The organism is Vibrio sp. FF266, assembly GCF_041439695.1.
In the GTDB taxonomy this organism is placed as follows: Bacteria; Pseudomonadota; Gammaproteobacteria; order Enterobacterales; family Vibrionaceae; genus Vibrio; species Vibrio tasmaniensis_A.
Genome location: NZ_JBGOOO010000003.1, coordinates 280,999 through 303,438, shown reverse-complemented (window position 1 = coordinate 303,438; position 22,440 = coordinate 280,999). Strand labels below are relative to the sequence as shown.

Below are 22,440 nucleotides of genomic sequence, written 5' to 3'. Positions count from 1 at the left end.
ACTAACTCTTCTAATAATTAAGGACATTTTTATCTGTTCTCAAGTTTATTTAGCGAAACAAAACAAATAAAAAAGCCATGCATCAATAACTCTACATGGCTTTAATGAGGGCAACTTTACGCCGCCCTATCTACTTGTTGGTTTAGACTAAATGTCGGTTCAGACTAAAACTAAGCCCTCTCGATTAAATCGAGCTTTGGTCGAAGTCATTGCCTTGATCGGTTCCAGTTTGAGAATCTGAATCGAAGCTTCCAGAGTCATCCGTGAAGTCAACACCTTGATCTTGACCACCTGAACTTGTCCAGTCGCTGCCTCCAGATTCCATACCTGCCATGTCCGGTTGCTGCTCTTGAGTAGAACCTTGCATGGTGTATTGATCATCGACCTCAACTTCAACAGAACCGCTTGCTCCGTCTATTGAGCTACCCAACTCGTCGTAACCTTGGAATTGGATTTCGCTAGTCCCTTCGTAACCTTCTGGAAGTTCAACGGATACCGGTTGCTCTAAGTTGCCACTGATTGTGAAGCTACCATCACCGTTATCCAGTGCGTTGCTCACAGTGGAACCCTCAGGTAAGCCCGACATATCAGCGTAATCAACCGATTCGTTACCACTCACCTCATCTGGAATCGAGATAGAGATGGTATCGCCCGGTGCCGCGGTTACATCTGCTGTACTGTCTTCAGTTTCAGCATCTTGAGCTTGGTCATCAGCTTGTTGAGCCACTTCCACTTGCTGGTCTTCTGTTACTTGAGCAGCTTGAACTTGTGGTTCATCACTTTGTACTGAATCATCGGCTACTTGGATACTTAAGCTATGGCTCGACACCTCACCACCATCGTTAACGTCAACATTCATCGCTAAATTGCCATCGAAGTCCTCGTTCGGCCAATAAGTCCACTCACCTTCACCAGATTCCGCAAAGAAGCCTGCATCGTTCGCGTCTGCAACATCAACAACTTGTGCAGAATCACTCACGCCTAACTCATCCACCAGCTGTGACTCGGTGATAGTTAGTGAACCATCATCAGCTAAGGCATAACCTTCACTCGCCGCTGCTTCATCGCCACCTTGGATATCCACATTGAAGAAGCTTTCGATGCGATTTTCGCCATCGGTCGCGATAAACCCAACTTGAACATCGCCGGTATAGTCTTCAGCAGGTGTGAATTGATAGTTACCTTGGTTATCGCTCTCAATTACACCCTGACCTTCCATCAAGCTTACTGACTCAATGCTCAAGCTATCGCTTTCTGCATCGCTCAGGTTCGCTAACATGTCTTCATCAGTGAACGACAAGGTTGCATCCGCTGCGATTTCCGTCGTCATGATACTGTTAACTTCTGGTGCTGTATTCTCTTGCGAGTCGCCTTCTTTCACGACTACGCCAGTTTGCTCGTCATGAAGCACGCCATCTTTATCAACCACGTAAGCTATATCTGCTTCGCCGGTGAAGCCTGGTGCTGGTGTGAACGTCCAAGTGCCATCGCCATTATCGACAATCTCACCTTGGCTGCGGTCGGCAAGATGAACCAGTTTCACTTCATCATCGCTGTCAGCATCCACATTCTCAGCCAAACCGATTAGGTCGTCCGCCGTTAGGATGATGGAATCACCCGCTACAGTTTCGAAATCACCTGAATCGATACCATCATCAAACGCTTCCGGCTCATCTCCGTAATCAACCGTTGTTGCACTTACGGTTACGAAGAACTCACCATGGAAATCTTCAGGAGGCGTCATTTGAATGTTTGAGATATCCCAATCGAACAGGTCGATGTATTGACCCGGCTCGGTGATCATCACGGTATTCACACCATCTGTTACCTCGAATCCAACAGGGAAACCTGTCATCACTAGATTACTTAGTGTTTCTGAATCATCGACTAGGCCAACATTCAGTCCTAAGTGACCGGTTTCATCCTCACCGAACACCAATGGACCGTCATGGTCAGTTGAAATAACCGCGCCATCTGCGACAGGACGTACGAACACAGGAACATCGAGAACGGTTTCAAACTCACCGTCACTCACGACAACTTGTAGGTCAGAAACACCCGCAAAGTCGCCTGTTGGTGTGAATGTCCAAGTACCATCTCCGTTGTCTGTTACTTCTCCGCCATCTTCACCGTCTGCGGTGATAATGCGAGAAACAACAAGGTCAGCGGTATCAATGTCACCGAACAAGTTCATCAAATCGCCAGCATCGAAAGTGAACGCGCCATCTTCGTCTGTGGTCATCATTGCGTTGCCGACATTGAATGGTGCGTCGTTAACCGGAATGACATCCACATTCAGCGAGCCATCAACCACTTCTTCACCGTCAGTCGCTTGATAACCCAGTTCTACTAAGCCATTAAAGTCTTGAGTAGTCACTAAGTGATACATGCCGTCTGGTTGCTGAGTTAAGGCCGCATTCGCTGGAGCTCGAACTGTGATGCTTTCAATGCTGATCTCATCGCCATCAAGGTCTGTAACTTGATCCGCGATGTAAGCTGGGTCAATCACCATGACCACATCTTCTTCGCCTTGCATCTCAATCATTGGTGCTTCAGGTGCATCATTCACTGGCGTGACATCGATGTTGCCGTCGACTGAAATTGTCTCTTGGCCATCGCTAACGTTAAACGTCATTGGCACATCGCCATTGAAGTTTTCGTTTGGCGTAAATGACCAAGTGCCATCTTCGTTATCTAGCAACTCACCTAAGCTAGGATCGATTTGTAGACCAGAAGCTGACAGCTCGTCTGCGGTGTTATCGATGTCGGTAGCTTGAGCTAACAACATGTCTTGTGTGATAAGAATGGTGCTGTCTTCGGCTGTGGTTAGTTCCACTTCCTCAGACTCTGGTCCATCGTTCACAGCCAGAACTTCGATACCTGCCGTTGTTGTTGCAGTTGCACCGTCATCATCGGTCACGACCACATCTAGGCTGATATCACCGTTAAAGTTCTCGTTTGGCGTGAAGGTCACAGACCCGTTATCGTTTTGAACCAAGGTGCCGTCAGAGCCTGAGTAAGTCACGCTTTCAAGCGACACTTCACCATCAACGTCAGAGCTATTAGCAATCAACTGCTCAGGACTAATAGTAATCGTGCCATCTTCGTTCATTTGGTAAGACGTAGAACCCGCTACCGGCGCATCATTAACATCCGTTACCGTTACATCAATATTGGCATCGACGGTCTCAGTGCCATCAGACACTGTGAAGCCAAGGTTTACATCGCCATTGAAGTTCTCGTTTGGAGCAAAGCTGTAAGTGCCATCACCGTTGTCAGTGAACACACCCTCTGCGCCCGTGTAAGACACATCAGCGATAGATAGGTCATCGCCGTCAATGTCTGCAGCACCTGCTAGTAGGTCTGCATCCGTGAAGATTAGCGTTCCATCTTCCTCAACAGTAAAGTTTTGGTCTTCTGCTGTTGGTAGGTCATTGACTGGGTTAACCGTTAGGTCGACGCCAGCTTGGACTGTCTCGATACCGTCTGAAACATCGAAGCTTAGGTCTATGTCGCCGTTGAAGTCAGCTTCCGGAGTGATAGTAAATGAACCATCTTCGTTCGCTGTTACAGTCGCATTATCACCCGCAGATAGGTTGCTTGCGGTTAGTGCATCACCATCAACATCGGATGCGTTAGCCAGCAACTGCTCTTGAGATAGCGTAATTGAACCATCTTCATCAACCGAGTAAGCCACGTTTCCGGCCACTGGTGCGTCGTTAACTGCAATAACTTCAATACCAGCGGTAGTCTGAGCCGTCGCACCGTCGTCATCAATAACCGTCACATCAAGGTTGATGTCGCCGTTAAAGTTTTCGTTTGGTGCGAACGTTACCGAACCATCTTCATTTTGAACCAAGATACCGTCTGCACCTGAGTAGCTCACGCTATCAAGCGACACTTCACCGTCCACATCGGAGCTATTAGCAATCAACTGCTCAGGGCTCAATGTAATAGTGCCATCTTCGTTCATTTGGTAAGACGTTGCGCCTGCCACTGGTGCATCGTTAACGTCTGTTACCGTTACGTCGATGTTTGCATCAACCGTCTCTGTACCGTCAGATACTGAGAAGTCCAGACTTACTTCACCATTGAAGTTTTCGTTTGGAGCAAAGGTGTAAGTGCCATCGCCATTGTCGGTGAACACACCCTCTGAGCCAGTGTAAGACACATCGGCAACTGAAAGCTCGTCACCATCAATATCAGAGGCACCCGCTAGCAGTTGCTCGTCTGTAAAGGTAAGTGAACCGTCTTCTTCAACGGTGTAAGCGACATCTTCTACAACCGCAATATCATTCACTGGATTCACAGTAAGGTCGGCCGTTGCAACAACCGTTTCAGTACCATCAGAAAGGTCGAAGCTAAGGTCAATGTCGCCATTGAAGTCGGCATCCGGAGTAATGGTAAATGAACCATCATCGTTTGCCGTAACGGTAGCGTTATCACCCGCAGTTAGGTTGGCAGCGGTAAGATCATCGCCGTCCACATCCAATGCTTGAGCAAGCAGCTGCTCTTGGCTTAGTGTGATTGAACCGTCTTCATCCACAGAGTAAGCCAAGTCACTTGACACTGGCGCGTCGTTAACCGCGATAACTTCAATACCCGCAGTGGTTTCAGCCGTTGCACCCTCTTCATCAGCAACGGTGACATCTAGGCTGACATTGCCGTTGAAGTTTTCATTTGGAGCAAAGCTGTATGTACCATCACCATTGTCAGTAAATATACCGTCTGCGCCTGAGTAGGAAACGTCGCTAACGGATACATCACCTTCAATGTCTGAGCTGTTCGCAAGAAGCTGTGCTTCAGAGATGGTAATCACGTTATCTTCGTCAACGCTGTAGGTCGTTGAACCTGCAACCGGCAAGTCATTAACAGCAATGACGTCGATACCTGCGGTTGTTTCAGCGGTTGCGCCATCTTCATCCATAACAGATACATCAAGACTGATGTCACCGTTAAAGTTTTCGTTTGGAGCAAAGGTGTAAGTACCATCACCATTATCAGTGAATACACCATCAGTGCCGCTGTAGCTTACATCGCTGACAAACACTTCCCCTTCAACGTCCGAGCTGTTCGCCAGAAGTTGTGCATCGCTTAGGGTAATACTGCCGTCTTCTTCAACGCTGTAAGTTGTAGAACCTGCTACCGGTACGTCGTTGATTGGAACCACTTGAACATCAATATTCGCCGATACAACATCTGTACCATCGCTCACATCGTAAGTTAGGTCGACATTACCATTGAAGTTCTCGTTTGGAGCAAAGGTATAAGTACCGTCACCGTTATCCGTGAACACACCGTCTGCGCCTTCGTAGTTAACCGACTCGACAGAAAGATCATCGCCGTCAATATCCGTTGCACCAGTCAGTAGCTGTTCATCGGTAAAAGTCAGCGAGCCATCTTCATTAATGGTGTAGTCGTGGTCGTAAATTACAGAAAGGTCGTTAACTGCTGTTACGGTCACGTCTAGTTCCGCAGGCGTAACCCCACCGTTGCCATCGTCTACGTTGTAGCTAATCGAGAATTCACCATTGAAGTTCTCTTCCGGTGTAATGGTGTAAGTACCATCACCATTGTCAGTGATAAGAGCGTTCTCAATGGAAACATCTCCAACACTTGGTTCGTTTCCACCCGTATCACCAGAGTCATCACCTTCATCGCCCGTTAGCAATTCAGAGATATCAATGCCGTTTTCATTCGCGAGCGCTTCTTCTGCCGTTGGCAAGTCGAATGCATTTTGAGTGCCTACATCTTGGCTTGGAACAATAACGCCGTTCACGATATCGAATACATGCCAGTGGTCACCCGATGGGCTTTCAGATAAATCAGGGCTAAAGGTTTCAACCAATGTATCGCCAACAAATACCTGAACCTGTACATCTTCAACACCATCTACATCCCAACTTCTGCTGGTGTAGTTGTGTACTGAATAGTGCATGTCAGCATCTTGATAATTTGGAATAGTGATGGTTTCAGGACCACCGCCATTCGTGTCATCTACATCTTGCTGAACGACATTACCTTCACCCAAATCATGGCTCATGTCGCGATAGTAAATATGGTCTAGCTCACTGCCATTCTCTGTATCGTAGAGCCATAGGTGGTTGTCCATATCACGTGGGCTGTCACCCCATGTGACCACGATACGCATATCTGTTTCTTCAAGTACTTCGGATATAGCGGTTACGCCACCGTTGGTATCTTCGCCTGCTGGAACTAGGAAGCTGCTAGTAATAGAGCCTTCTTGTTCAATAGTGACGGTACCTTGGTCAACAACAGGACCGCTCACAGAGTAGTTGCCGGATTGATCCGTCTCCGCCGTGTAAGAATGACCTGCGTTGTCGGTTAGCGTAACATCCGCACCTGCGATTGGATTACCAGTTTCAGCATCCAACACAGTACCGGTAACGGTCGTTTCATCGCCTTGCTCTCCAATAATTGCGGTCATGTCATCGTCTTCGATGTCAGTCGCGAATTGCAGGAGCTCTTCTTGAGTAATGGTGTATGAACCGTCTTCTTCAATGGTTATCGCCACATCAGCAGAAACAATGGGCGCGTCGTTAACTGGGTCAACGGTTAAGCCTAAGTTAGCGGCAATTGGTGTGTCGCCATCGCTGATGCTGTAGGCAACATCGATGTAGCCATTGAAGTTTTCGCTTGGAGTGATTGAGAACGTGCCATCGCCATTGTCGACAATCGTTGCATCGTCGCCCACTAGGGTTAAGTCGGAAGCGACAAGGTCATCGCCCTCAATATCAGCGGCATTCGCAAGTAACTGCTCCTGTGTGATAGTGATGACATTATCTTCATCAACGTTCGCATAAACATCAGATGTCGTTGGCAAGTCGTTGACTGGGTTTACCGTCAGATCGGCGTTCGCCACAATCGACTCGGTGCCGTCCGAAATATCAAAGCTTAGGTCGATATCGCCATTGAAGTTCGCATCTGGCGTTACCGTAAAGGTGCCATCGCCATTATCAACAACGGTTGCATTATCGCCTGCGCTTAAGTTGCTTGCGGTCAGATCATCGCCATCCACATCAGATGCTTGAGACAGCAACTGCTCTTGAGTCAGAGTAATCGAACCATCTTCATCAATGCTGTATGCCAAGTCACCCGATACTGGTGGATCATTAATTGGAAGAACATCAATACTTGCGCTGGTGGCTACTGTCGCACCGTCTTCATCTGTCACCACTACATCTAGGCTAACATCGCCATCGAAGTTTGCGTTCGGTGCAAAGCTGAATGTGCCGTTGCCGTTGTCAGTAAAGATACCGTCAGCGCCTGTGTAAGTAACACTATCAATCGCCACTTCACCTTCAATATCAGAAGAGTTCGCCAACAGTTGCTCTGCACTGATGGTGATAACTTCATCTTCGTTGACTGAGTAGCTGGTTGAGCCTGCGATTGGCGGATCGTTCACCTCAAGTACGGTGATTCCCGCGGTGGTCGCTTCTGTTGCCCCTTCTTCATCGGTAACAACAACCGCTAAGCTCACATCACCATTGAAGTTCTCGTTTGGCGAGAAGGTGTAAGTGCCGTCACCGTTGTCTTCGAACACACCGTCACTGCCAGTGTAAGTCACGCTATTAATCGCAACCTCACCTTCAATATCTGAAGAGTTGGCTAATAGCTGTTCGTTACTGATCGTGATTGAGTTGTCTTCATGCACAGTGTAAGACGTGCTACCCGCCACTGGTGGATCGTTCTCAGGCGTCACGCTCACATCAATGTTGGCTTGAACCGTATCCGTGCCATCTGACACATCAAAGCTGAAGTTCACATCACCATTGAAGTTCTCGTTTGGCGCAAAGCTGTAGCTTCCGTCACCATTGTCGGTAAGCACACCATCAGCACCAGTGTATGTCACACCTTCGACTGTTAGGTCATCACCTTCAACATCCGTCGCACCCGTTAACAGGTCAGCGTCAGTGAAGTTAAGAACCCCATCTTCACCAATAGTGAATGCTTGGTCTTGTGGCTCTGGCGCATCATTGACAGGTGTTACCGTCAAGTCTAGGCCAGCCGCGACCATGTCTTCTCCATCGGTTACATCGTAACTAAATTCGATATTACCGTTGAAGTTTTCACTCGGTGTAATGGTGAAGCTGCCATCGTCGTTCATTTGAACGGTCGCATTTTCATCATTGGTAGTTAGGTTGATTGCTGATAAATCATCACCATCAATGTCAACAGCGTGCTCTAGCAACTGCTCTTGAGTTAGCGTGATGCTGTTGTCTTCGGCTGTCACAGCACTGATGTCACCATCAACTTCTGGAGCATCATTCGCTGGCGAGATATGAATCGTCACATCTTGGGTTGCCGTCGCGGTGGTGCCCGTATCAACATCAGTCGATGTCGCATTTACAGTTAGAACCACATCACCATTGAAGTCACCTGAAGGGATAAACTCTAGCCCTTCTAGCTCGCCTGGTTGCAATGACCATGTGCCATCACCGTTATCGGTACCTGCAGAAAGCGAGCTGCCTTCCGGCACATCTTCAATCAAAATAGCAAGGTTTTCTGAACCATCGGTATCAGTAAGCGCCGCATCAATATCAAGTGGTACAGGTGTATCTTCGGTACCAATGATTTGGTAATCCGCGTCAGACACTGTGATTTCAATGTTATCGATGCCAAACGACTCATCACTTACACCTTGATTCAAGGTTGAACCGAAGCCTAACTCAAGTTGGCCGTCTTCAACGGGTACCGTTAGGTTGATTTGGTGTGCTTGGTCGTTCCAACCACTGAAGCCTTCACCTTGCGACACGCCGTGAACAACTTCACCGACTTCATTGCCCGCTGAATCGTACAACGTTGTAGTGCCATCTTGAGTTTGGAACGCCGAGTTATCTAACGAAGTAAGCTCTTCGCCGCCGACAAAGATTTGGAATGACTCACCATCCCAAGAATCAATTTCGTAGAAACTGAACGAGATATTAACTTCGCTCACATCACTTGGAATGTCGTAAGTTTTGCTGACAGCTTCATCGCCACCAGTTCCACCAATACGACCTAGCATGTCACCTGATTCGAAGCCTTGTGAGCTTTCAGTACCGGTATTCCAACCGTTTGAGCCAGACTCGAAGTTGTCTGAAGCAATGACCAAGTCAGACGCAATCGACAGCTCTGGCATATCAACCGCAGATTGAACATCAATTGTCGCTTCTGCTGGTACTGTCGCGGTACCGTCATTCACATCGAACGTCACATTCACATTACCGTCGAAGTTTTCATTCGGTGCGAATGTGTAAGTGCCGTCGCCGTTATCAACCAAAGTACCGCTATTTGAAGCAACATTTTCAACCGATAGGTTATCGCCATCAATGTCGCCCGCATTTTGCAGCAGTTGTTCTTCAGTGAAGGTAAAGCTGGTGTCTTCTTGAGTCACAAATTGTGGCTCACCGACTGTTGGCAAGTCATTAACTGGGTTAACCGTTAGATCAGCCGTTGCTTGAAGCGTCGCATCACCATCGGTAATGTCGAAGTTCAAATCAATGTCGCCATTGAAGTTCGCATCTGGCGTGATAGTGAAACTACCATCATCGTTTGCAGTGACTATCGCATCACCACCAACAGTTAGATTAGCCGCTGTTAAGTCATCGCCGTCAACATCGTTCGCTTGAGCAAGTAATTGCTCTTGGCTCAAGGTAATTGAACCATCTTCGTCCACGCTGTACGCCAAGTCGCCCGATACCGGAGCATCGTTAACAGGCAGAACATCAATGCTTGCGTTGGTTGCTACGGTTGCGCCTTCTTCATCAGTAACGACAACATCAAGGCTTACATCGCCATCGAAGTTAGCGTTTGGTGCGAAGCTGAATGTTCCGTCACCATTGTCGGTAAATATACCGTCAGCGCCTGTGTAAGTAACGCTATCAATCGCCACTTCGCCTTCAATATCCGAAGAGTTCGTCAACAGTTGCTCTGCACTGATGGTGATAACTTCATCTTCATTTACTGAGTAACTGGTTGAGCCTGCGATTGGCGGATCGTTCACCTCAAGTACAGTGATTCCCGCTGTGGTCGCTTCTGTTGCCCCTTCTTCATCGGTAACAATAACCGCTAAGCTCACATCACCATTGAAGTTCTCGTTTGGCGAGAAAGTATAAGTGCCGTCACCGTTGTCTTCAAAGACACCATCAGCGCCAGTGTAAGTAACGCTATCGACTGCCACATCACCTTCAATATCCGAAGAGTTAGCTAGAAGCTGCTCATCGCTGATGGTAATTGAGTTGTCTTCATGAACTGTGTAAGACGTGCTACCCGCAACAGGCGGATCGTTCTCTGGTGTCACGCTGACATCAATGTTGGCCTGAACGGTATCCGTGCCATCTGACACATCAAAACTGAAGTTCACATCACCATTGAAGTTCTCGTTTGGCGCAAAGCTGTAGCTTCCGTCGCCATTGTCAGTAAGAACACCGTCGGCACCTGTGTAAGTCACACCTTCAACCGATAGGTCATCCCCATCGATATCGGTCGCCCCTGTTAGCAAGTCTTCATCAGTGAAGTTCAAGATGCCGTCTTCACCGATGCTGAACGTTTGGTCTTGTGGTTGTGGAAGGTCATTAACTGGATTAACGGTGAGGTCAGCCGTCGCAACCAGCGTGTCTGTACCGTCGCTAATGTCGAACGTTAGGTCAATGTCACCATTGAAGTTCGCATCTGGCGTAATGGTAAAGCTGCCGTCATCGTTAGCAACAACCGTCGCGTCTCCATCAACAATCAAGTTAGAAGCAGTCAGGTCGTCGCCATCTACATCGCTTGCTTGAGAAAGAAGCTGCTCTTGGCTCAAGGTAATCGAACCGTCTTCCTCTACGCTGTATGCCAAGTCTCCTGATACTGGAACATCATTGATTGGTAGGACATCAACCGTAATATGAGTATCAACTTGAGCGCCGTCTTCATCTTGAATGGTTACATCCAATTGAACTTGGCCGTTGAAGTTTTCATTCGGAGCGAAGCTACATGTACCGTCACCATTGATTGAGAAGATACCGTCTGGGCCATCGTAGTTGATCTCAACAAGCTCAACATCACCTTCAATATCAGAAGCGTTCAGCAGAACTTGAGACTCATTGAAAGTCAGTACTGAATCTTCATCGATGGTGTATGACGTTGGGCCAGCAACTGGCGGATCGTTCACCTCAAGGACAGTAATGCCCGCCGTTGTTGCTTCGGTCGCTCCATCTTCATCCGTCACGACAACATCTAGGCTAACTTCGCCATTAAAGTTCTCGTTTGGCGAGAAGGTGTATGTACCGTCACCGTTGATTTCCAGAACACCGTCGCTACCACTGTAAGTAACGTTATCAATTGCGACTTCGCCTTCAATATCCGAAGAGTTCGCTAGCAGTTGTTCGTTACTGATTGTAATAGAGTTGTCTTCATGAACCGTGTAAGACGTACTACCCGCAACCGGAGGGTCATTCTCTGGCGTAACGTTCACATCAATGTTAGCGGTTACCGTATCGGTACCATCTGATACATTGAACGAGAAGTTCACATCGCCATTGAAGTTTTCGTTTGGCGCGAAGCTGTATGTGCCATCGCCATTGTCGGTTAGGACACCATCTGCGCCAGTGTAAGTTACACCTTCAACACTTAGGTCGTCCCCTTCAATGTCCGTCGCGCCCGTTAATAGGTCTTGGTCATTGAAAGTTAACACGCCATCTTCACCAACTGTGAATGCCTGGTCTTGTGCTTCTGGACCATCGTTCACTGGTGAAACTGTTAGCTCTAGGTTGGTAGAGACAACATCATCACCATCAGACACATCAAACGTAAAGTTAACATCGCCATTGAAATCAGCTTCTGGCGTTAATGTGTACGTTCCATCACCGTTATCGGTAATCGTAACGCTCTCATCATCGGTTGCTAAATTCAGAGCCGTCAGCTGATCGCCATCGAGATCACGAGCATTAGCTAACAAGTCTTCTTGCGTAATGGTGATAGAACCATCTTCTTCTACTGTTGCTGCAACAGGCAGCGCTTCAGGTGCGTGCTCAATGTGCGCGCCTGTCGCGTTAATGTAGATGGTTTGAGAGACCGTTTCAGAATCATCATTCGATAGCTCTGTTGCGGTTGCAGTTACATGAACTTCAAGCTGTTCGTTGAAGTCTTCTGGTAACTGGATTTGTAGTGAATTTTCGATAGCCGTTGTCGGTAAGTTCACCGTACCATCAGGGCCAACGGTCACTTCACCGCTGTAGATTTGGCTGTTCACTTCACCCACATCGATTGTGAAGTTGAAATCTGTGTAGTCAGCATCACCGCCGCCATACAAATCTTCAAAGCCGTAAACCAGCTCGCCGTCTTCATTAACCGTAGTGCGAGTATGTTCGATACCATCTTGGTTTAGCTGAGAGCTTGAACCACCATGGAAGATCGCGTCACCATTCTGGCCTTGAACCACGGTCTCAGTGCCATCTACCGCAACAAAGACAAGTTGAGGATCAACCGTATCCATGTTCGCAGGCGAACCATCCTCAGCACGGAACTCGTACTGACCGTCTTGCATCGCATCAAAGTCATTGTGCTGATGTCCGTTTGGAATTAAGAACAGGTTAAAGCTCTCACCTTCCTCGACTTGGAAGCTGAACTGATCTTGTCCAGGGACAAGGTCACCGCCGCCACCCACTTGTGATGCATTCTCGTAGACAACTTCAACACCTGTGATGTTGCCGTCTTCATCGACTTTGTAGTAACCCGCTGCGTTTTGGTATCCCGCGGTTTCGCCTTCAAACGTTACTGTGATTTCAGTATCGTTGTAACTGGTGATACCGTTTTCTTGGTCATTCAGAACGCCTTCGTTATCGTATTGGATAACCGACCCTTCTGGTACACCATCTACTGTTACCGTCAGTGTTTCTGATAGATCTTGGTCTACTAGCGCAGCCGCAATATTAAGCTCAACAATGCCGCCGGGCTCAACCAAAATAGCTTGGTCATCAACGTTAACGCCGTCGCCATCGGTTATCACTAGGTCAGGCGCATCCGCAACTGCTTCAATATGAACGTTAAGGTCTTGTTCAACCTCATCCGTACCGTCCGTCACAGTAAAGCTGAACTGCAGATCACCACTGAAATGCTCTTCAGGAACGAAGCTGAACGTGCCATCGCCGTTATCGGTGACTGTACCTTCATCGCCAGAGTAATTGATGCTAGTAACACTGAGGTCATCGCCATCAATATCAATCGCACCACTCAACAGATCCTCTTGAGTAAACAGGATGCTGCCATCTTCTTCAATGTGGTACATGCCTGGAGCAACAATTGGAATGTCATTCACCGGATTCACGGTCAATGTCATATCATTAGACGTGCTCAGCTCACCGTCGCTCACCTCATAAGTGAATGCAATATCACCATTGAAGTTTTCAGAAGGTGTCACTGTGTACGTGCCATCACCATTGTCTACAATGCTGGCGTTCGGATCGTTGGTTTCAAGCAAAGAAGCAAATAGCTGATCGCCATCTTGGTCGCTCGCATTCTCCAACAGCATTTCTTGTGTAACGAGGATTGAACCATCTTCGTCGACATCTGCCACCATTGGCGTCGCTTCTGGCGCATCGTTGACGAACTCAACTTTTAGGTCGATGTTTGCGGCAACTACATCAGTGCCATCGCTCACATCAAACGCTAAGTCGACATTACCGAAGAAGCCCTGCTCTGGTGTTAATGTGTATGTTCCATCGCCATTGTCTGTGACTTCTACCGTGTCGCTTGCGCTCGTCACATTCACCACAGACAGTTCATCACCTTCAACGTCTGTCGCTTGTGCTAGTAACTCAGCTTCGGTAATAGTAATCGCTTGACCATCTTCCGTAGCGAAAGACATGTCAGGCACGTCTGGTGCATCATTGATTGGGTTTACGGTTAGGTTGAGGTCGGCAGCCACGGTCTCAATCGCGTCAGTGACATCGTAAGTAAATTCAATCTCACCAAAGAAATCTGCACTTGGTGTAATCGTGAAGCTACCGTCTGGATTTTCTACAACAACCGCATTTGGATCGTTGGTCGCAAAGTTAACCGCTTCAAGGTTATCGCCATCCACATCGGTTGCATTCGCTAACAGATCCTCTTGAGTGATAGTGATTGACCCATCTTCATCAACAGCGGCTTCAATTGGGCCACTAACCTCTGGGCCATCGTTGACAATTTCAACGTCAACTCTTGCAGTGCTTGGCGCGCTTGCTTGACCATCACTGATATCGAAGGTCAGATTCACTTCACCAGAGAAGTTCTCTGCAGGCTCGAAGGTGAACGTGTTATCGCCATTATCCGTTAACGTACCTTGCGTTTGGTCTGCGAGTAATAGGTTTTCGACGTGAAGAATGTCGCCATCAACATCGGTAGCACCAGACAATAGGTCTTTCGCTTCGATGATCATGGAGCCGTTTTCAAGCATTTGGGTGTGCAATGGTTCGCCCGGAACTGGCACATCATTGACCGGTACAACCGTTAGGTCTAGATGCGTTGCAACTTCATCAGTACCATCAAATACCTTGTAGTCGATGTCGATTTCACCATTGAAGTTTTCATTCGGCATGAAGGTAAACGTACCATCGCCGTTGTCGACCAAGTCACCGTTATCACCACCGTAAGTGATGTCAGAAATAGACAGCGTATCGCCTTCCACATCTGTGGTGTTCGCTAGCAAGTCATCTGCACTGAACGTGATACCTTGATCTTCATCTGTCGATAAAACAATCGGGCCAGAAACGATTGGCGCATCATTTACTGATTCGAAGTTGATGTTGATGATATTGCTGTCTGTCAGCTCACCATCGGTAACTTGGTAACCAAGTTCGATTTCACCATGGAAGTTTTCATCCGGTGTTACCGTCCAAGTGCCATCACCATTATCGGTGAGTGTTGCATGCTCTGAGTTTTCACCCACTAGTTCTAGATTTTCAATATCAAGGTCGTCGCCATCAATATCAGATGCTTGCGCCAGTAGTTGCTCTTCGGTAATCACAACCGAAGCAAACTGGGCAGAACCATCGGTATCGACAGTAATATTCGGAAGATCAGCCGTTAGTTCGATTTCGTTGTCACCCGCATGGATGTTCAACTCAACCGTTTCGGTGATTTCTGAACCGTCTACACCAATCGATGTAAACACAGCTTCATCATGAAAAGTTTGTGACACTGTCATGTTTTGAACGACGTAAGTACCATTACCTTGCACGGTACCAAGCTCAAAGTAAGACACCGGTTGATCAACCGTTAGCGTGTAATCTGTCTCGAAAGTACCACGGTCTTCTTTGTGGTAAGTCATCGAGTCAATTAGGTCGCCATCCTCATTGAACGCTTTGATTTCTACTTCTGTAAAGTGACGAGACTCTTCCATGAACCAGCCACCCAAACCATCAAGGTGGAAGCTGATTTCATTGATGTCTTGACCTTCAACCGAAACTGTCAGTTTCTCATCACCACTTAGGCCTTGGCGGTCTGTATCACCGATACCATGACCTATGTGGGTGTTACCATTCCAGGCACCAAGAGGGTCATCGTTACTTTGAACAGTTACCGTTAAGTCGCCATCCGAGAACTCACGCGTATAAGGGTCAACTTCTGTACCCCAATCATCCACACTCGCGTTATCGTCAAATGTACCGATTTGTGTGGTGTGCGTACCTTCAGCAAGAGCATCTTCACTAGGAACAAAGCGTACTTCGGTATCTGCAGGAACTTCTTGTCCTACCTCCAGCACCACCCATTCGTCATTGACATTCGCTTCAATGATGCCGTTTTCTGGCGCTTGATCTAAACGTAGTGCAGGTTCTTCACGAAGCGTCACACCAACCGTTTGGTCTTCTTGCGCTTGGATGAATATTTCATCGCCCGCTTCCGGCGCATCGTTGACAGGATTAACCGTCAAGTCGAGTGTCGTCAGAACTTCATTCTCACCATCACTGATGTTGTATGTGAAGTCCAACTCGCCATTGAAGTTTTCTGTGTGCGTTATGGTGAATGAACCATCGTCATTAGTAACAATTGTCGCGTCAGGATCGTTGGTTTGTAGGTTAGATGCCGTTAACTCATCACCTTCAATGTCGGTTGCGTTTGCAAGCAACTGCTCTTGAGTAATAGTGATGGAATTATCTTCGTCTACCTCTGCCTGAATGCCAGACGTTTCAGGACCGTCATTCACAGCAATAACATCAATGCCAGCGTTTGTGGTTGCGGTTGCGCCGTCTTCGTCAACGACAACAACGTCTAGTGAAATATCACCATCGAAGTTTTCATTTGGCGTAAAGGTGTAAGTACCATTGCCATTATCAACAAAAGAGCCGTCATCACCGGAGTACGATACTCCTGACAGTGATACATCGCCTTCTACATCGGAAGAGTTTGCCAATAGTTGCTCATCACTGATCGTGATTTGGCCATCTTCTTGAACGGTGTAAGATGTCGAGCCAGCTACCGGTGGATCATTCTCAGGCGTTACGCTGACATCAATAACAGCTGATGTTGAATCAGTACCGTCAGAGACATCGAATGAGAATTGAACATCACCATTGAAGTTCTCGTTTGGTGCAAAGCTGTATGTGCCGTCGCCATTATCGCTAAGAACACCATCTGCACCTGTGTAGAGCACGTTTTCAATCGACAGCTCGTCACCATCAATATCTGACGCGCCGGCAAGCAGGTCAGCATCGGTGAAGAGTAAGGTACCGTCTTCTTCAATCGTGAACTGTTGATCTTGCACTTGTGGCAAGTCATTAACCGGATTCACGGTAATGTCTAGGCCAACTTGAACTGAACCACCATCGTTATCGATGATATCGAAGTTCAGGTCTAGGTCACCGTTGTAGTCGGCGTTAGGTGTAATGGTGTAGCTGCCATCACCATTGTGTTGGATGGTCGCATTTTCATCAGTAGATAGATTGATAGCTTCTAAGTTGTCGCTATCGATATCACCTGCTCGTGCTAGCAATTGCTCTTGGCTTAGCGTGATAGAGCTATCTTCATTGATGGTGTAAGCCAAATCGCCCGATACTGGCGCATCATTGATTGGCAATACATCAACGTTAATGTGTGTTTCAACCGTTGCGCCATCTTCATCTTGAATGGTCACACCCAGTTGAACCTGACCATTGAAGTTTTCGTTGGGTGCAAAGCTGCATGTACCATCACCATTTACAGTGAAGATACCGTCAGAGCCATCGTAGTTAATGCCAACGAGTTCTACATCGCCTTCGATATCCGAAGCATTCACAAGAATCTGAGATTCACTGAACGTCAGAACCGAATCTTCGTCAATGGTGTATGACGTTGGACCCGCAACCGGTGGATCATTCACTTCTAGAACGGTGATGCCCGCAGTGGTTTCATCAATCGAACCGTCTTCATCGGCAACAATAACATCAAGGCTGATATCACCATTGAAGTTTTCATTAGGAAGGAAGGTGTAACTGCCGTCACCATTATCTTGGAACACACCATCTGTGCCGCTGTAAGTGACGCTGTCAACCGACACGGCACCTTCAACGTCAGAAGAGTTTGCTAGCAACTGCTCATCAGAGATTGTGATGGCATTGTCTTCGTTGACCATGTATGAGGTTGAACCCGCAACTGGCGGATCGTTCTCAGGCGTCACACTGACATCAATGTTAGCGCTGACCGTTTCTGTGCCATCAGACACATCGAAACTAAAGTTCACATCGCCATTGAAGTTTTCATTTGGCGCAAAGGTATAAGTACCATCACCGTGGTCGGTCAGTACGCCATCACCACCTGTATAGCTAATACCTTCAACGGTTAAGTCGTCGCCATCAATATCGGTGGCACCGGTAAGTAAGTCGGCATCTGTAAATTGCAGCGTACCGTCTTCTGCAATACTGAATTGTTGATCTTGAGGAACCGGCAAGTCATTAACTGGGTTAACAGTAAGATCGGCGGTTGCTTGAACTGTGTCAGTACCATCAGTGATGTTGAATTGAATATCAATGTCACCATTGAAGTTCTCATCTGGCGTAATCGTGAAGCTGCCGTCATCGTTAGCTACAACCGTCGCATCACGACCAACCGTTAAGTCGCTCGCGGTTAGGTCTTCGCCTTCAACATCGGACGCTTGAGACAACAGCTGTTCTTGGCTCAATGTGATTGAACCATCTTCGTTAACGTTGTAAGCCAAATCACCCGATACTGGCGCATCATTGATTGGCAGTACGTCAACATTGATGACGGTTTCAACCTCTGCACCATCTTCATCACGAATGGTGACATCAAGCTGAACTTGGCCATTAAAGTTCTCATTCGGAGCGAAGCTACAAGTGCCATCACCATTTACTGAGAAGATGCCCTCAGGGCCATCGTAGCTAATACCAACAAGCTCAACATCCCCTTCTACATCTGAGGCATTAAGCAACACTTGAGACTCGCTGAAGGTCAGTACTGAATCTTCATCAATGGTGTAAGACGTTGGTCCTGCAACCGGCGGATCGTTCACTTCAAGAACATTGATACCCGCTGTCGTCGCGTCAGTCGCACCACTTTCATCAGCAACAACCACATCCAGTGCAATTTCACCGCTGAAGTTCTCATTTGGCGAGAAGGTGTAAGTGCCGTTACCATTAATTTCGAGGACACCGTCACTACCAGAGTAAGTCACGCTGTCTATGGATACATCACCTTCAATATCTGAAGATGTTGCCAATAGTTGTGCATCAGAAATGGTAATCGAATTGTCTTCATTCACCGTGTAAGACGTTGAGCCCGCAACTGGCGGATCGTTCTCAGGAGTCACGCTAACATCAATGTTTGCAGACACCGTATCTGTACCGTCTGACACATCGAAGCTAAAGCTCACATCACCATTGAAGTTTTCGTTTGGCGCAAAGCTATATGAGCCCTCACCCAAGTCAGTCAGTACGCCATCAGTGCCTTCATAAGTGATACCTTCAACCGTCAGGTTATCACCTTCAATGTCTGTCGCGCCTGTAAGCAGATCCGCGTCTGTGAACAGTAAAGTACCGTCTTCTGCAATACTGAACTGTTGATCTTGAGGTACTGGCAGGTCATTGATTGGGTTAACGGTTAAATCTGCTGAAGCTTGAACGGTATTGGTACCATCAGAAATATCGAAGCTGATATCGATGTCACCATTGAAGTTCTCATCTGGCGTGATGGTAAAACTGCCGTCATCGTTAGCAACGACTGTTGCATCGCCGTCAACCGTCAGGTCGCTGGCTGTCAGGTCATCGCCCTCAACATCTGACGCTTGAGAAAGCAGCTGCTCTTGGCTTAGGCGGATAGAACCGTCTTCGTCCACAGAGTACGCTAGGTCACCCGATACAGGTGCATCATCAACCGCTGTAACACTCACATCGATATTGGCAGATACCGTATCGGTACCGTCATACACATCGAAGCCGAAGTTTACATCGCCATTGAAGTTTTCATTCGGAGCAAAGGTATACGTGCCATTGCCGTTGTCGGTAAGAATACCGTCGCCACCGTCGTAGGTCACACCTTCAACAGTAAGGTTGTCACCTTCGATGTCAGTCGCGCCTGTTAACAGGTCTGCATCGGTGAAGATAAGTGTACCGTCTTCTTCAACGCTGAACTGTTGATCTTGAGGTGCTGGTAAATCATTTACTGGGTTAACGGTTAGGTCAGCCGATGCTTGAACCGTATTGGTACCATCAGAGATATCGAAGCTGATATCGATGTCACCGTTGAAGTTCTCATCTGGCGTGATGGTGAAGCTGCCGTCATCGTTAGCTACAACCGTTGCATCACCACCAACCGTTAGGCCGCTAGCCGTAAGGTCATCGCCTTCAACATCTGATGCTTGTGATAAAAGTTGCTCTTGGCTTAGACGAATCGAACCGTCTTCGTCGATTGAGTACGCTAGGTCGCCAGACACTGGTGCATCATCAACCGCTGTTACGCTTACGTCGATGTTCGCTGACACTGTATCGGTACCGTCAGATACATCGAAACCGAAGTTTACATCGCCATTGAAGTTCTCGTTCGGCGCAAAGGTGTATGTACCATTACCGTTGTCGGTAAGGATACCGTCGCCACCATCGTAGGTCACACCTTCAACAGTAAGGTTGTCACCTTCGATGTCGGTAGCGCCTGTTAACAGGTCTGCATCGGTGAAGATAAGTGTACCGTCTTCTTCAACGCTGAACTGCTGATCTTGAGGAACTGGTAAATCATTTACTGGGTTAACCGTTAGGTCAGCCGATGCTTGAACCGTATTAGTGCCATCTGAGATATCAAAGCTGATATCGATGTCGCCATTGAAGTTCTCATCTGGCGTGATGGTAAAGCTGCCATCGTCGTTAGCAACAACCGTTGCATCACCACCAACCGTTAGGCCGCTGGCCGTCAGGTCATCGCCTTCTACGTCAGATGCTTGAGAAAGCAACTGCTCTTGGCTTAGGCGAATCGAACCGTCTTCGTCGATTGAGTACGCTAGGTCACCCGATACAGGCGCATCATCAACCGCTGTTACGCTTACGTCGATGTTCGCTGACACTGTATCGGTACCGTCAGATACATCGAAACCGAAGCTTACATCACCATTGAAGTTCTCGTTCGGTGCGAAGGTGTACGTACCATTGCCGTTGTCAGTAAGGATACCGTCGCCGCCATCGTAGGTCACACCTTCAACCGTAAGGTTATCGCCTTCAATGTCCGTTGCACCTGTTAACAAGTCTGCATCGGTGAAGATTAACGTGCCATCTTCTTCAACGCTGAATTGTTGATTTTGAGGGACTGGCAAGTCATTGATTGGGTTAACGGTTAAATCGGCAGAAGCTTGAACCGTGTTAGTGCCATCTGAGATATCAAAGCTGATATCGATGTCACCATTGAAGTTCGCATCTGGCGTGATGGTAAAGCTGCCATCGTCGTTTTGAGTAACTGTCGCATCACCACCAACCGTTAGGCCACTAGCAGTTAGATCATCGCCTTCTACGTCAGATGCTTGTGATAGTAATTGCTCTTGGCTTAAACGAATCGAACCGTCTTCATCGACTGAGTAAGCAAGGTCGCCAGATACTGGTGCATCATCGACTGCTGTTACGCTTACGTCGATGTTTGCAGCTACCGTATCAGTGCCATCTGACACATCAAAACCGAAGTTTACATCGCCATTGAAGTTTTCATTCGGCGCAAAGGTGTAAGTACCATTACCGTTGTCGGTAAGAATGCCGTCGCCGCCATCGTAAGTCACACCTTCAACAGTAAGGTTGTCACCTTCAATGTCCGTCGCACCAGAAAGAAGATCAGCGTCGGTGAAGACAAGAGTTCCGTCTTCCTCAATTTCAAACGTTTTATCTTCAGGAACCGGCGCGTCATTAATAGGACGTACCGTTAAATCAATTGCGCTACTAATCGTTTCTTGGCCATCACTGATGTCGAAAGTAAGGCCAAGTTCACCATTAAAGTCAGCTGAAGGAACAACGGTGAAAGTACCATCACCATTATCTTGAACGGTTGCATCTGCACCAACTTGAACGTTGGAAGCAACAAGCTCGTCCCCATCTACATCACTTGCGTATTCGAGTAATTGTTCTTGAGTGAATGTTATGGAGCCATCTTCATCCATGATGTAAGCCAGATCTTGTTCAGCTTCTGGCGCATCATTTTCACTTTCTACTTGGATTTTGAACGTTTCGCTTACTGTTTCAGAATCAAAGTCATCCTCTACTTCACTGATGGTCTCTTCATCTGAAGCTTGAACATCAACGGCAAATGTCTCTTCGACTGTCTGTGAATCGAGGTCGTCACCGACTTGTTGCTCACCCGATTCAGAAGATGTAGAACTCGACGCTGCAGAGGTACGTGCAGCTTGGCCTTGTTCTTCATTACCTTCAGCGTCTGCTCCACCTGTCGCAGACTCTGCGTTATCGCCACCTACTGCTTGAGCGCCAGCACCTGCTCCGCCACCACTGCCAGCAGCATTGTCCGAGCCAGCTTCCGAAGCCGCACCACCGACTACATTGGATTGTGCTGCGTCTGAATCTCCATCGCTTTCTGGCGTCTCGTCTTGAACAGCCGCACCAGAAGCCGACGCATCTTCAGCATTACCTGCGCCACTCGGATTGTCTTCTAAAGCCTGGTTAACCTCGTCAGCCGCATCCGTGTTTTCAGCACCCGTCGCTATTGTCGACGCAATCGTATTTTGTTGATTTTGTTGATTCTGCTGTTGGGAGGGCGTACCCGCGTCGTTCGTGTCCGTTTGTTCTACCGCGTCATTGAGATCTTCATTTTGGTTGTTTTGGTTATTTTCGCCTGCCATTACAGCCTCCGTTGCTACTAGCTAACTGATCGTATTTAGAGGCATTAAAGGACACCATTTTGAAAAACCAAGTTTTTATACAACATTTTTCATATTTTTCTTTTTATGCATAAAGAATCAAAAAAAATTTGAAAACTACCTTTAAACATCCTTAGTTATTGTGA

At 47.6% G+C, this 22,440-nt stretch carries 1 protein-coding gene; it reads right to left on the bottom strand.

All coding sequences use genetic code 11. The features are described 5' to 3' along the window. Positions 1 to 184: 184 nt before the first annotated feature. Positions 185 to 22,276, bottom strand: a complete 22,092-nt coding sequence (locus ACED59_RS04530; RefSeq protein ID WP_371731355.1) for a tandem-95 repeat protein — start codon at positions 22,274 to 22,276, stop codon at positions 185 to 187. Between the last annotated feature and the right edge of the window lie 164 nt (positions 22,277 to 22,440).

Excerpts from the sequence above, each read along its gene's own strand:
- ACED59_RS04530 (WP_371731355.1), bottom strand. The coding sequence starts at position 22,276 with ATGGCAGGCGAAAATAACCAAAACAACCAAAATGAAGATCTCAATGAC.